Origin of the sequence: Tersicoccus mangrovi (assembly GCF_036881825.1) — a bacterium.
Classification (GTDB): Bacteria; Actinomycetota; Actinomycetes; order Actinomycetales; family Micrococcaceae; genus Tersicoccus; species Tersicoccus mangrovi.
This window is the reverse complement of the sequence record NZ_JBAJMW010000002.1, coordinates 129,593-142,982: the sequence shown is the minus strand read 5'-3', so window position 1 is coordinate 142,982 and position 13,390 is coordinate 129,593. Positions and strand designations below refer to the sequence as shown.

Annotated in this window: 15 protein-coding genes; 10 read left to right on the top strand and 5 right to left on the bottom strand. The window is 66.8% G+C overall.

The window, feature by feature from the left end; genetic code table 11:
* Positions 1–303 precede the first annotated feature (303 nt).
* The 5 genes from nrdH (at position 304) to V6N00_RS04425 (ending at position 5,654) form a co-directional block, all read left to right on the top strand.
* A complete protein-coding gene (gene nrdH / locus V6N00_RS04445; protein WP_334230884.1) occupies positions 304–552 on the top strand; it encodes a glutaredoxin-like protein NrdH in 249 nt (82 codons plus the stop codon).
* A 150-nt stretch (positions 553–702) separates the two neighbouring features.
* On the top strand, positions 703–1,203 hold the full coding sequence (gene nrdI, locus V6N00_RS04440; protein WP_334230883.1) for a class Ib ribonucleoside-diphosphate reductase assembly flavoprotein NrdI: 501 nt from the start codon (positions 703–705) through the stop codon (positions 1,201–1,203).
* Between the two features lie 59 nt (positions 1,204–1,262).
* Entirely contained in the window at positions 1,263–3,383 is a 2,121-nt protein-coding gene (gene nrdE / locus V6N00_RS04435; RefSeq protein ID WP_334231187.1) for a class 1b ribonucleoside-diphosphate reductase subunit alpha, read from the top strand.
* Positions 3,384–3,428: 45 nt separating this feature from the next.
* Positions 3,429–4,403: a class 1b ribonucleoside-diphosphate reductase subunit beta gene (gene nrdF, locus V6N00_RS04430; protein WP_334230882.1), complete on the top strand. Its 975-nt coding sequence runs from the start codon at positions 3,429–3,431 to the stop codon at positions 4,401–4,403.
* A 312-nt stretch (positions 4,404–4,715) separates the two neighbouring features.
* The gene (locus V6N00_RS04425; RefSeq protein WP_416385025.1) at positions 4,716–5,654 is read left to right on the top strand and encodes a type II toxin-antitoxin system death-on-curing family toxin; all 939 of its coding nucleotides are present in this window, start codon (positions 4,716–4,718) and stop codon (positions 5,652–5,654) included.
* Between the two features lie 271 nt (positions 5,655–5,925).
* Here the strand turns inward: V6N00_RS04425 and V6N00_RS04420 are convergent, their stop codons facing one another.
* The 3 genes from V6N00_RS04420 to V6N00_RS04410 form a co-directional block, all read right to left on the bottom strand.
* The gene (locus V6N00_RS04420) at positions 5,926–6,330 is read right to left on the bottom strand and encodes a PIN domain-containing protein (RefSeq protein ID WP_334230880.1); all 405 of its coding nucleotides are present in this window, start codon (positions 6,328–6,330) and stop codon (positions 5,926–5,928) included.
* Positions 6,257–6,499, bottom strand: coding sequence for a type II toxin-antitoxin system Phd/YefM family antitoxin (locus V6N00_RS04415; protein WP_334230879.1), 243 nt, complete (start codon positions 6,497–6,499; stop codon positions 6,257–6,259). Before V6N00_RS04415 ends, V6N00_RS04420 begins: the two co-directional genes overlap by 74 nt.
* Positions 6,500–6,566: 67 nt before the next feature.
* Positions 6,567–7,457, bottom strand: a complete 891-nt coding sequence (locus V6N00_RS04410; RefSeq protein WP_334230878.1) for a ribonuclease Z — start codon at positions 7,455–7,457, stop codon at positions 6,567–6,569.
* A 123-nt stretch (positions 7,458–7,580) separates the two neighbouring features.
* Between V6N00_RS04410 and V6N00_RS04405 the strand changes: the two genes are divergently transcribed.
* The 3 genes from V6N00_RS04405 to V6N00_RS04395 all read left to right on the top strand — a co-directional run bounded on the left by V6N00_RS04405 (position 7,581) and on the right by V6N00_RS04395 (position 10,096).
* Positions 7,581–9,260, top strand: coding sequence for an HNH endonuclease signature motif containing protein (locus tag V6N00_RS04405; RefSeq protein ID WP_334230877.1), 1,680 nt, complete (start codon positions 7,581–7,583; stop codon positions 9,258–9,260).
* Between the two features lie 227 nt (positions 9,261–9,487).
* Positions 9,488–9,703 (top strand): hypothetical protein, encoded by a 216-nt coding sequence (locus V6N00_RS04400; RefSeq protein WP_334230876.1) that lies wholly within the window; start codon positions 9,488–9,490, stop codon positions 9,701–9,703.
* A gap of 18 nt (positions 9,704–9,721) precedes the next feature.
* Positions 9,722–10,096, top strand: coding sequence for an RNA-binding S4 domain-containing protein (locus V6N00_RS04395; protein WP_334230875.1), 375 nt, complete (start codon positions 9,722–9,724; stop codon positions 10,094–10,096).
* Positions 10,097–10,101: 5 nt separating this feature from the next.
* On the opposite strand, the gene V6N00_RS04390 is transcribed toward V6N00_RS04395, so the two are convergent.
* Both V6N00_RS04390 and V6N00_RS04385 read right to left on the bottom strand, forming a co-directional pair.
* On the bottom strand, positions 10,102–11,256 hold the full coding sequence (locus V6N00_RS04390) for an EAL domain-containing protein (RefSeq protein ID WP_334230874.1): 1,155 nt from the start codon (positions 11,254–11,256) through the stop codon (positions 10,102–10,104).
* Between the two features lie 38 nt (positions 11,257–11,294).
* The gene (locus tag V6N00_RS04385; protein WP_334230873.1) at positions 11,295–11,471 is read right to left on the bottom strand and encodes a DUF1059 domain-containing protein; all 177 of its coding nucleotides are present in this window, start codon (positions 11,469–11,471) and stop codon (positions 11,295–11,297) included.
* A 416-nt stretch (positions 11,472–11,887) separates the two neighbouring features.
* Between V6N00_RS04385 and V6N00_RS04380 the strand changes: the two genes are divergently transcribed.
* The gene (locus V6N00_RS04380; protein WP_334230872.1) at positions 11,888–12,421 is read left to right on the top strand and encodes a DUF6318 family protein; all 534 of its coding nucleotides are present in this window, start codon (positions 11,888–11,890) and stop codon (positions 12,419–12,421) included.
* Positions 12,422–12,449: 28 nt separating this feature from the next.
* Entirely contained in the window at positions 12,450–13,382 is a 933-nt protein-coding gene (locus V6N00_RS04375) for a hypothetical protein (RefSeq protein WP_334230871.1), read from the top strand.
* Positions 13,383–13,390: the final 8 nt, after the last annotated feature.

Sequence of the window (13,390 nt, the reverse complement as noted above, 5' to 3'; positions counted from 1 at the left end):
GAGACAACGTCGCCCACAGGGTGTGGACAAGGGGCCCGTCCGGGCCGGAAATCCGCGGAAACCGGCCCGCCGCACCACCCCGGGGCTGTGGACGCCCGGTGCACGAAATGACACGGATGAAATACATCATCTTGGGGTCGTTCCCACCGCCGGACACTAGATGTAGTATCGACGTACACCGAGGGAAAGCATCACCAGGTACGCCCGAGCGACATCACGATCGCAGGCACTGACCGGCCCGGCTCAGCGGCAGTCAGACCGATGCGAACCCACCAGCAAGGCTCAGATCGAAGGGGAGAGGCCATGGCGGTCACCGTCTACACCAAGCCGGCGTGCGTGCAGTGCAACGCCACCTACCGGGCGCTCGACAAGAAGGGCATCGTCTACCAGAGCGTCGACATCTCCCAGGACCCGCAGGCCCTCGAGGAGCTCAAGGCGATGGGCTACCTGCAGGCCCCCGTCGTCGTCACCGACGACGACTCGTGGTCCGGCTTCCGCCCGGACAAGATCGCGACCATCGCGACCGGCGTCTCCGCCTCCTCGGTGGCCTGAACCACGTCTCCAGCACGCGGGGAGAAGACCCGTCCGGCCGTCTCCTCACCACCGGCGAGGGGGCGGCCGCGGTGCACCACGCACCCCGGCTCCTACCACAACGCCGAACGCAGAACGCAGAATGCAGAGCAGGGACAGCGAGGTGAACGCATGAGCGCGGCCAGTGCCACCCTCACCGCTGCCGACTTCGCCCGCTTCCGGGCCCAGGCCGAGGAACGCCGCCACGCGCGGGTCCCTGCCGGGTCGCTCGTCTACTTCTCCTCGGTCACCAACAACACGGCACGGTTCGTGGAACGGCTCGGGATCGACGGCATCCGTCTCCCGCTGCGGGCCGCCGAACCGACGCCGCTGGTGACGGAACCGTACGTCCTCGTCGTCCCCACCTACGGGGCCGGCAGCGTCCGCGTCGGGGCGGTTCCCCGGCAGGTCATCACGTTCCTCAACCAGGAACAGAACCGGCGCCTGATCCGCGGGGTCATCGGCGCCGGCAACACGAACTTCGGCGAGCACTACGGCGAGGCGGCGGACATCATCGCCGCGAAGTGCCAGGTGCCCGTGCTGTACCGCTTCGAACTGATGGGCACGTCCGACGACGTGGCCGCCGTCACCCAGGGATTGGAAGAGTTTTGGACACGTCACTCGCCTCGCTAGAGACCCCCGTCGACGACCGCGACGTCGTCGTGCCCGAGAAGGGCCACGAGGACAAGGCGATCCCCGCCGCGTTCCAGGGGCTCGGCTACCACGAGCTCAACGCGATGCTGAACCTGTACGACGCGGACGGGAAGATCCAGTTCGGCGCGGACCGGGAGGCGGCGCACCAGTACTTCCTCCAGCACGTGAACAACAACACCGTCTTCTTCCACGACCTGGAGGAGAAGCTCGACTACCTGGTCAAGCACCAGTACTACGAGCGCGAGGTGCTGGACCAGTACCCGATGGACTTCATCCGCTCCCTCTACAACCGGGCGTACGCGAAGAAGTTCCGGTTCGAGACGTTCCTCGGTGCGTTCAAGTACTACACCTCGTACACGCTGAAGACCTTCGACGGGAAGCGCTACCTGGAGCGGTTCGAGGACCGGGTGTGCATGGTCGCCATGGCCCTGGCCCGCGGTGACCGGGCCCTCGCCGAGCACCTCGTGGACGAGATCATCGCCGGCCGTTTCCAGCCGGCCACCCCGACGTTCCTCAACGCGGGCAAGGCCCAGCGCGGCGAGCTGGTCTCCTGCTTCCTGCTGCGCATCGAGGACAACATGGAGTCCATCGCCCGCGGCGTGAACTCCGCGCTGCAGCTGTCCAAGCGGGGCGGCGGCGTCGCCCTGTCGCTGACCAACATCCGTGAGCACGGCGCCCCGATCAAGCAGATCGAGAACCAGTCCTCCGGCGTCATTCCCGTGATGAAGCTGCTCGAGGACTCCTTCTCCTACGCGAACCAGCTGGGCGCGCGCCAGGGTGCCGGCGCGGTGTACCTGCACGCCCACCACCCGGACATCTACCGGTTCCTCGACACCAAGCGGGAGAACGCGGACGAGAAGATCCGGATCAAGACCCTGTCCCTGGGCGTCGTCATCCCGGACATCACGTTCGAGCTGGCCAAGCGCAACGAGGACATGTACCTCTTCTCCCCGTACGACGTCGAGCGCGTCTACGGCGTGCCCTTCTCGGACGTGAACGTCACCGAGAAGTACGAGGAGATGGTCGACGACGCGCGGATCAAGAAGACGAAGATCAGCGCGCGGGAGTTCTTCCAGACCCTCGCGGAGATCCAGTTCGAGTCCGGCTACCCGTACATCGTGTTCGAGGACACGGTGAACAAGGCCAACCCGATCGCCGGCAAGATCACCATGTCCAACCTGTGCTCGGAGATCCTGCAGGTCTCGGCGCCGTCGGAGCTGAACGAGGATCTGTCCTACGACGTCGTCGGCAAGGACATCTCCTGCAACCTGGGGTCGATGAACATCGCGAAGACGATGGACTCTTCAGACTTCGGGATGTCGATCGAGACGGCGATCCGGGCCCTGTCTGCGGTGTCGGACATGTCCTACATCTCGTCGGTGCCGTCCGTGGCGGAGGGCAACAAGTCCTCACACGCCATCGGGCTTGGCCAGATGAACCTGCACGGGTACCTGGCGCGGGAGCGGGTGCACTACGGGTCCGAGGAGGGCCTGGACTTCACCAACATCTACTTCTACACGGTGCTGTTCCACGCGCTGCGGGCCTCCAACCTGCTGGCGATGGAGCACGGCACGGCGTTCGGCGGGTTCGAGAACTCGCAGTACGCGTCGGGGGAGTTCTTCGACAAGTACACCGAGGCCGAGTGGGTGCCGCAGACCGCGAAGGTGCGCGAGCTGTTCGCGAACGTGCACATCCCCACCCAGGAGGACTGGCGCGAGCTGAAGGCGTCGGTCATGGAGCACGGCATCTACAACCAGAACCTGCAGGCCGTCCCGCCGACCGGTTCGATCAGCTACATCAACCACTCGACGTCGTCGATCCACCCGGTGGCCTCGAAGATCGAGATCCGCAAGGAAGGCAAGCTGGGGCGCGTGTACTACCCGGCGCCGTACATGACCAACGACAATCTGGAGTATTTCCAGGACGCGTACGAGATCGGCTACGAGAAGATCATCGACACGTATGCGGCCGCCACGCAGCACGTGGACCAGGGCCTGTCGCTGACGCTGTTCTTCAAGGACACGGCGACCACCCGCGACATCAACAAGGCGCAGATCTACGCATGGCGCAAGGGCATCAAGACGATCTACTACATCCGCCTGCGTCAGCTGGCCCTCGAGGGGACCGAGGTGGAGGGCTGCGTCAGCTGCATGCTGTGACGCGCTTTCTCCCCACTCCCTCCTTCTGCAGAAAAGAGCACTCCCATGGTTGAGAACCTCAAGCTGGTCGACCACGTCCAGGCGATCAACTGGAACCGCATCCAGGACGACAAGGACGTTGAGGTGTGGAACCGGCTGGTCAACAACTTCTGGCTGCCCGAGAAGGTGCCGGTGTCCAACGACATCCAGTCGTGGCACACCCTCACCGCGGAGGAGCAGCAGCTGACCATGCGGGTCTTCACGGGCCTGACGCTGCTGGACACCATCCAGGGCACCGTGGGCGCGGTGTCGCTGATCCCGGACGCGATCACCCCGCACGAGGAGGCGGTGTACACCAACATCGCGTTCATGGAGTCGGTGCACGCGAAGAGCTACTCGTCGATCTTCTCGACGCTGTGCTCGACGAAGGACATCGACGAGGCGTTCCGCTGGTCCACGGAGAACGAGTTCCTGCAGCGCAAGGCGCAGATCGTCATGAACTACTACCAGGGCGACGAGCCGCTCAAGCGCAAGGTGGCCTCGACCCTGCTGGAGTCGTTTCTGTTCTACTCGGGCTTCTACCTGCCGATGTACTGGTCGAGCCGGGCGAAGCTGACGAACACCGCCGACATGATCCGGCTGATCATCCGTGACGAGGCCGTGCACGGCTACTACATCGGCTACAAGTTCCAGCGCGGGCTCGAGGTGGTCTCCCCGGAAAAGCGGGCCGAGATCAAGGACTACGCGTTCGAGCTGCTGTTCGAGCTGTACGAGAACGAGGTGCAGTACACGCACGCCCTGTACGACGGGGTGGGCCTCTCCGAGGACGTCAAGAAGTTCCTGCACTACAACGCCAACAAGGCGCTGATGAACCTGGGCTACGAGGCGATGTTCCCGTCCACGGTCACGGACGTGAACCCGGCGATCCTCTCGGCTCTCTCCCCGAACGCGGACGAGAACCACGACTTCTTCTCGGGCTCCGGCTCGTCCTACGTCATCGGCAAGGCCGTGGCGACGGAGGACGAGGACTGGGACTTCTGAGGCTCGCGTCCTAAATGAGAATTGGGGGATCGTGGCGAGGGTCCGGTGACGGTCGCGTCGTTGGCATCTAGGGCGAAGGTTGACATTGAACAGGCTCTAGTGGCGCTATGGGGTGAAGGCGTTGATTACGTCGAGTCGCCAGCGTCTGTAGTAGACGCGCGAGATATTCATGCGGCTCAACGTGCGCTCGGCGTTCCCGGTCCGCAGCAAAGGAGAGTTTCGTACTGGCTGAACGAATATGGGATTGAGCGCCACGAACTAACAGAGCTCTTGGGGCAACTAGGCTTCACCCTGAAATCGGGAACCATCAGCATGCCGAAAGGCTCCATCAGACGCCTGAACTCCTATCTACAGTCTTCGGATCACGACGGCGCCCGCAAGCTGGAGCAGCGGCGCGAGATCCTCAAGGGCGAGTCGCGACCAGTTGCTACTCCGTTTGAATGGACGGCAAAGGGAACGTGTAGGGAGAGTCGACTCCTGACTGCCGAGGAAATTCGAGGAATACATAAGGAGCTTGAACGTGACTTTGCGGAAGCGGAAGACCCGATAAGCCCCCCGGGTGTACGAAGTGACCAGCTTCTGGAAAGCGCCGTTTCAAGGCCAGCCACGAGTCTTGGAGGTCAATACAAGTATGCGACCGTCCAGTCCGCAGGTGCGGCACTCCTGCACTCGTTAGTCCAAAACCACCCATTCCACAACGGGAACAAGAGAACCGCTCTAGTGGCGCTCCTAGTTTTCCTAGATCGTAATAACTTCGTGCTTGAATCCAACGAAGACGAACTGTTCAAATGGATGCTGAGAGTCGCGTCTCACCAGCTGTTGCCGTCAGGCTTCGTCTACGATCAGATATCGGATCGGGAGACCTCGGAGATCACAGACTGGATAGTCCGGAAGTCACGATCAGTTAGCAAAGAGGAAAGATCAGTAACCTGGCGAGAACTGTCGAAGCTCCTGAAGAACCGTGGCTGCGACATCGCCCAACACCGCGGCGATAAGCTCGAAATCTCGCGGTTCGTCGTCGAACGTCGAGGAATTCTTAGATTGTCCCGGTCTAGGCGGTTGCAAGCCTACTTCACGAACACCGGCGATGGGCGCGAAGTCCCCAAGGCCATAGTGAAACGCATTCGGCAAGAGCTTGAATTGGACCAAGAGCATGGTGTGGATTCTGAGCACTTCTACTCGGCGGCACGAGAACCTGATTACTTCATCCTGGAGTATTCGAAACTTCTCCGGAGATTGGCGCGTGTTTGATCGCACGCGTCGGGTATAACCTAATGCCCGGCTGGGCGAGGTTGCTCCGGTTCGCTGAAGTTTCCTTGACGATCACCAGCTCCAGCTCGTCGTCGGGATTCTTCAGCCGCTGCTTGATCATCGCGTTCTCCGAGTCCCGCCGCACGTGGTCGGAGACCGGCGGCTGGTCCGTTGCGTTTCCGGAGCAGGCGACCTTGGTGGCGTGGCACACCGAGAACACGGTGCTCGTCCGATCGGCTGTCACTGCGGGTTGCCGAGTCGCGCGGCTCGGTCACCCTACCGTCGGCCCACGCACGTCGACCAGGTCGCCGACGATCTGGAAATCGGCGAGGTTGTGCGTCAGTAGGGGGACGCCTTCGACGGCGGCGGTTGCAGCGATGGCGAGGTCGATCTGGCGTCGTCGCGGCTGACCGCCTCGCTGCTGTACAGCAGCAGCCAGCCGCCCCCACGCTCGCGCTACCTCGGGCATGACTGGGATCGGGTCGAAAGCGGCCTCGACGGCGGCGAGCCGATCAGTGCGACGGGCTCGTTCGTCGACGTCGGTGGCTACCACGCCGAAGTGAAGCTCGGTGAGGGACACGACGCTGATCGCGGCCTCCACGTCACCCGGCGCGTCCCCGGCGATCAGCACCGAGGTGATCGAGGTCGGCTTCGAAGCCGCGGGGAGCGGGCCCATGCCAGACTCGTGCCAGGGGAGCGCCACTGACCCAACGGCGTCGTGACGTGGGATGCAACTCGGCGACCGGGCGGCCGGAGACGGTCACCGTCAGGACCTCGCCGGCCTCGACGCGGCGGAGTACGTCATCGATGTGGTTGCGGAGTTCCTCCTGCGGAATGACTCCCATGCGGTGACGGTAGCAGTGGTGCTACCTGCGGTCACGCCTGCAGATCGCGCGGACGGATTTGCCCGCGTCACCCGCCCGGGCGCCGACTGGGAAAGCCGACCCGGTCGAGGTCGTTCGCGGCGGCGACGGTCGTGTGCGGAGCCTGCGCCCGGGCCTGCGCGGCCAAGGGAGTGACGTTCGGGTACCGGGATGAGAAGTGGGTGAGCACGAGGGTGGCGGCACCGGCCCGACCCGCCAGCGCTCCTGCCTGCCCCGCGGTGAGGTGCTGGTACTGGGCCGCCAGCTCGGCGTCGTCGTCGGCGAACGTCGACTCGGCGACCAGGACGTCCGCGGCCTCCGCCAGTTCGTCGGCGCCGTCGCAGGGTGCCGTGTCCATGACGAACGCGAACCGCTGGCCGCGACGCGGCACGCTGACGTCCTCCAGCCGGACGCCGTCGACGACGCCGGCCCGCTGCAGCCGCCCGGCGGCGGGCCCGCCGATGCCCGCGGCCGCCAGCCGCTCCGGCAGAAGCGTGCGGCCGTCCGGCTCGACCAGCCGGTAGCCGTACGCCTCGATCCGGTGGTCCAGCGGCCGGATGGACAGCCCATCGGCGATCTCGCCGGCGCTGCCGTGCGGGTGCAGGTGGAGGTCGATGCCGGGCGTCGCGAGGGCCACGAGTGCCCCGACCACCGGTTCACCCGAGGCCGGGTAGTGCACGTGGACCGGGTGGGCAACGCCGTCGAGCGCCATCCGGGACAGCACCCCCGGCAGGCCGTAGCAGTGGTCGCCATGCACATGGGTCAGGCAGATGCGGGTGACCTGGCTGGCCGAGACGCCGGCCCGGATCATCTGCCGCTGCGTGCCCTCGCCCGGGTCGAACAGGAGTCCCTCCCCGTCCCACCGCAGCAGGTACCCGTTGTGGTTGCGCTCGCGCGTGGGCACCTGGGACGCGGTACCGAGGACGACGAGCTCACGCATGGGTCGAGTGTGGCACGGGCTTCTCGGCGTCGTGGCGCGCGACGTTCTCCCTCCACAGTGCTGAGCTGTCCACAGCTGCCGGCGCACGTGAGTTCTGTCGGTGTCGGCTGGTTGAGTGAGGTCATGGAGGCACCCACGGACGCTCGCCCGTCCAGCAGCACGGCCCGACCGCCGTTCGTCAATCATCCGCTGCCCGGTCTCGACCTCATCGAGGTCGGCGCGGTGTCCTCCATGCCGCGCGAGCCCGACGCTCCGGTGTCAGCGACGGAACTGGTGGGGCGACTGTCCACCATCACCGTCGGCTCGGATCTCGATGCCGGCGTGAGCGCGCTGGAGGACGTGCGGCGGCTCGAGTCGTGGGTCGCGTCGACGAAGTACCGGCTCGCCCGTGAGACCGATCATGCGGCGCAACGTTCCCACGCGGAGTGGATCGACGCTCATCCGCAGCGCGCGTTCGACGACGACGTCGCGCCGGGGCTGTCACGAGTCGCGCGGCTGGCGGTGGGGGAGCGCAGCGCGATCGCCGAGATCGCCTGCGCGCTCCACGTCAGTGAATCGGCGGCTCACGGACTGCTCGACGAGGCCGAGCTGCTGGCCGAGCACCTGACGCGGACGGCAGCGGCCTTGAGCGGCGGAAGCATCACCGCCCGTGCGGCCCAGCTGATCGCCCAGGAGACCGCCGACTACGTCGGTGCACTCCCGGCCGTCACGGACGAAGCGGCGAAAGACCGTCTCCGGTCGGCCATCGATGTCACTGAAGCTGTCTTGCTCGAGGCCGCCGCCTGCGGAATGACGCCGGCTCGCCTCGGGGTCCGTGCGCGCCAGGTGAAGGAACGCTGCCACCCGTCCACCTTCGAGGAACGGGAATGCGCCGCCCGCGCGGAGCGGTTCGTGCGCATCTCACCTGACCAGGACGGGATGGCGCGGTTGACGGCGCTGCTTCCGGCCGCGGTGGCGTTCACCATCGACGGACGGCTGTCGTCGATCGCCCGGAGTCTGCGGGAGGCGGAGCGTTCCAGGGAGACCGTCCACTCGTCGTCGTTCGGCGCGTCGTGGAGTGACGACGCCGATGTCGGTCGGGCACGCGACAAGCGACAGGCGCCGCGGACCGTCACGCAGTTGCGCGCCGACGTCCTGGCTGATCTGCTCAGCGGTCTGACTCCGGACGATCCGGGACACGTCACCGCCGGAGGCGCGGCTGAGCGCGCAGGGGACCGTCGTCGAGGCGCGGCTGGCTTCCACCGCGACGCCGCGGACGACCCGGTGCCTCAGATCCTGCTGACGGTCTCGGCCGAGACCCTTCTCGGCGGCGACGATCCGGCACACCTTGGTGCTTTCGGCCCGATCGCGGCCGCCGACGCCCGGAATCTCGCGACCGCAGCGACCTTGTTCCTGCTCGGCGTCACGGCCGGTCACGACGCGACGTCCGTCCGATCCTTCGCCGACGGTGGGCGGGCTATCCCGGTGCTGGTGACCAACGGTGCCCAGTACCGGATCCCCGCGGCACTCCGCCGGGCGCTCGCCGTCCGCGACGGCACCTGCCGCTTCCCCGGATGCGGCAGCTCGGCCGCCCGCTGCGACATCGACCACGTCACCGCGTGGGTCGACGGCGGCAGGAGCGAACCGGGCAATCTGGCGCACCTGTGCCGCAAGCACCACGTCCTCAAGCACCACTCCGGGTGGTCGGTCGACACGGTCAGCGTGCCACCCGGCGCCGCCCCCGACTCGGTGGCTCGCCTTGTCTGGACGTCGCCGGCAGGCCGGCGATACCCGACCGAACCCGACGACCCGCCACCCTTCTGACACGCCGCCTCTGGCATACCGCCTCCGACACGCCGCCTCTGACACACCGCCTCCGCCTCGATGGGAGCGGTGCGGGACGCGCTCGCCAGACTCCCGGGCCTCGGCGCGACGGCGGCGGGCCGACACCGTGTCCGCGGCCGTGGAATCGGCCGCCCTCGTCGCCGAGGCCGAGGCGGCAACGACGGCTGGAGTGACACAATGGGACCAGCGACCCTGAGGAGGTTCTGATGACATCCGAGCAACACGCCGGGCGCCACGTCAGCTCCGAGGCGCCTGCCCCGCGGTCGGCGCGCCCGCGCGGCTACACCAGTGAGGGCGGCAAGTTCGTCGTCTCCATGCTCTCGTCCGGCAAGACCCACGTCGTGAGCACCGAGGCGCGGGCCCGCATGCTGGTCAACGCCGACCGTATCGCCTTGAGCGCCCAGCGCCACCGCACCGCGTGACCGTACCCGTCGAGACCCGTGCCTGAACCCGCCGGCTCCGTCCGCGTCGACGCCTGGTTGTGGGCGGTGCGCCTCTACAAGACGCGATCCGCCGCGACGGCGGCCTGCCGCGCCGGCCATGTGCGGATCGACGGCAACCCGGCGAAGGCGGCGCAGACCGTCGTGCCCGGGACCACCGTCCGCGTGCGGCAGGAGGGGTTCGACCGGATCCTCGAGGTCACCCGGCTGATCGCCAAGCGCGTCGGCGCCCCGGTCGCCCAGCAGTGCTACCTCGACCACACCCCGGCGCGCCCGCGCGTCGTCGTCCCGCAGGTGCCGGTCCGGGACCGCGGCGCGGGGCGGCCGACCAAGAAGGACCGCCGCGAGATGGAGCGCTTGCGCGGACGGGACTGAGGTCGTCAGACCGCCAGTTTGGTGACCGCGGTGATCATCCGCTCGAGGCGCGCGACGCCGAGGTAGCGGCCGGCCGCATCGGTGACCATCAGGGGTTCGAACCGCTGCGACCCGGGCCGGGTGACCGCGCGCTCGAGCGCCTCGGTCAAGGGGGTGTGCACGTTGACTCGCATGCCGGCGGTCGCGGCGAACAGGTCGGACGTGGACTCGAGGACCGAGACCGGCCGGTCGAGGTCGTCGATGAGCACGACGGCGTTCAGGTGCGATCCCTCGGCGAACACTGTGGGGGCTTCGGTGATGTCCAGGACGGTCGGCGCGACCTCGAGGCAACCCCGCACGGTGCGGTGGCCCTCGTCGAGCTCGCGCTCGGACATCAAGTGCGGATGGGCGCTCGAAGCCAGGTGCAGGGCGGTGGCCTGCTCGATCGGGGCCCACGGCGGACCGGGCCGGCCCAGGTGGTACCCCTGAGCGAGGGGCACGCCGAGGTCGACCAGAGTCGAGAGTTCCTCGGCGCGCTCGATGCCCTCGGCGAGCACCCAGGCGTCGATCCGGCTGGCGAAGGTGCCCATCATCTCCACCAGAGCGCGCTTGGTCTCGTCGATGTCGACGTCCTGGATGAGCCCGCGGTCGATCTTGATCAGTGACGGCCGGAGCCGGACGAGATGCTGGAGGCCGGCGTACCCGGAGCCGGCGTCGTCGATGGCGATCAGCGCGCCGGCGCCGCGCAGCTGGTCGAGGTCCGTGTCGAGGTCGGCGTAGGAGTCGATCGGGGCCTGTTCGGTCAGCTCGACGACGATGCCGCTCATGTCGCCCTGCTCCCGCCAGACCGCGCGGATGGGCTCGGACCCGAGCAGGTCGGGGGAGACGTTGATGGTCAGGAAGCAGTTGGACGGCAGGGCTCGGCGGTGGCGGAGCGCGCAGCGCAGCGCGGTGGCTTCCAGCTCCGCGGCACAGCCGTGGTCGCGGGCGGTACCGAACCAGCGCTCGGGATTGCGCTCGTCGAAGCCAGGGAAACGCGCGAGGGCCTCGTAGCCGACGACGGTGCCGCGGGCGACGTCGACGATGGGCTGGTACGCGGTGTCGATCGCGCCGCGAGCGAGGGCGGCGCCGGAGAGGACGTCGTGGAAGCGTGCGGACCAGGCGGGGTCCGGTGCGGTCATCGCCGCACCGGACGCCGTCGGTTCCGGTGTCGAGCCGGTCAGCTGACCGTGACGATAGCGCCGCGCACGGACTGAACCAGTTCGGGCGACACCTCGGTCAGGCCGTGAGCGGTGGCGGCGTGCTGGGCCACCTGGAAGAGGACTTCCTCGTCGGTGTTGCAGACCCAGCGGGCCTGGCAGCCGGGCACGACGTCGCCACAGGCGAAGGACTTCATGGACACTCCCTTGTCGAACGGTCGGCGGCCCCTTCCCTGGGCCGCACACCTCCCGCGATGCGCGGGGAGGTGCAGAAGCGACTATCGGAGGGGCAGAGCCGGCGGAAAGGCAGAATGCTGACGACATTTCGGACACTCCTGTGGATAACCTCGTGGCCTGCGTCACAACCTCCGGTACGCTGTCTCGAACAAGCGGGGCAGTGTGCGCGGTGGTGGATTCCGATCGGCCGAGGGGTCGGTCGGACTGACCGAGCGGGGGACACATGGTGTCAGCGAGAACAGTGGCGACAGGTGTGCGATGGGCCGCGTCCGCGGTGGGGGCCGTGGTGCTGGCAGTCGCGGCGTCGGGATGTACGGGCGGTCCGACGCCCTCCGGGAGCCCGCCGACGTCCGGGGGGCCGAGTGCGTCACCGGTCGTGTCGGTCAGTGCGAGCCCCACGCCGTCGACGAGCGCGACGCCGACGCCCGACCCGCGCCCGACGGCCGGCAGCGCGAAGGGTCCGGCGAGGAACCTGCCGAAGCCGACGATGCCGGCTGCAGCGAAGCAGAAGACCGAGGCGGGGCTGAAGGCCTATGCCGCGTACTGGGTGGCGGCGCTGTCGTACGCGTATGAGACAAGCGACAGCTCAGTCGTTCGAGATGCTTCCTCGAAGAAGTGTGTCGACTGCGTCGCTCTATATGACGCATTCGATCGAAGCATTCCGTCGAACGGGTGGGGTTCCGGTGGAAAGATCACTGGTCAGATGCAACTGCGAGACGGCTTCCTCCCGGATGTCAATGGCAGGTATATCGTCCTAGTCGGACTCTCACAGCAGCCCTATTCGATCTTCAGTTCAAACGGAACGTTGAAGGCGCGCAATCCGAATGTAGGCGAATACATTCTCTTGCTGGAGACGTCCTACTCAGGCGGACGGTGGGAGGTGGTCAATTATGATCGCCTTAAAGGGTAGACGCTTCTTCTCTGCGACCTTATTAGTCGTGCTGATGCTGTTAAGCAGTTTGGCACCTTCTGTTGCCGCGGATCCGGCAACAGGAGAACTTCCCGGGCTGGGCGGTTCCATGGATGATGCGAACAAGCAGATTGTTATTGGTAAGGCCGGTTCCGAGACAGTGTCTTTGAACGGAACTGCCATACCGGCTGGCAAGCCGATCATCACCGTTGCTCGAGTGGGCCCGAAGATCACCTACGAAGTTCGCTACGACACCATCTGCAGCGGCCAGACTCCCGAACAGACCTGTGTCGTGGAGAACCTGTGCGCCGATACGCCCGGCAACGTCGGCTACCGGGTGGCGGTCCAGGCAACCGTGAACGGCAAAGCAGGTCAGTGGGAGCCCACGGGCGGTGTCTTCTGCAGCGCCAATGGGCTGCCGGTGCTCGCAGCCCCCGACGGGAAGCCGGTCAAGATCACCTCGCCGACCGTCACCGTCGACGACATGCGCCGGCTCGACGTCCTCGCGGCCTCGAGCGTCGTCCAGCCGTCGCCTCATACCCTGCGCGGGGCCGAGACCAATGTCTACGCCGTCGGCCGCACCCAGGTGTTCACCACCCGCATCCAGACCTTCGACGTCACCATCCGCGCCATCCCCGTCGCCTACACCTTCCACTACGGCGACGGCACGAGCCTCGGGCCGGTGGAGGATCCGGGCGGCCCACTGGCCCGCGCCCAGTGGGGTGCGAAGACGGCGACCAGCCATATCTACCGCGCCACCGGCACCGTGGGCGTCACCGTCAGCACGATCTACCGCGGCGAGTACACCTACAACGGACGGCCCTACCAGCCGATCGCCGGCACCATCAGCGTGGACAGCGCTCCGGTGGGGCTCACGGTCTGGCGGGCCAAGGCTGCCAACGTCGCCGACAACTGCGCCGCCGATCCCAACGGCTGGGCTTGCGGGCTGCCGACGCGCTGACCGCACCG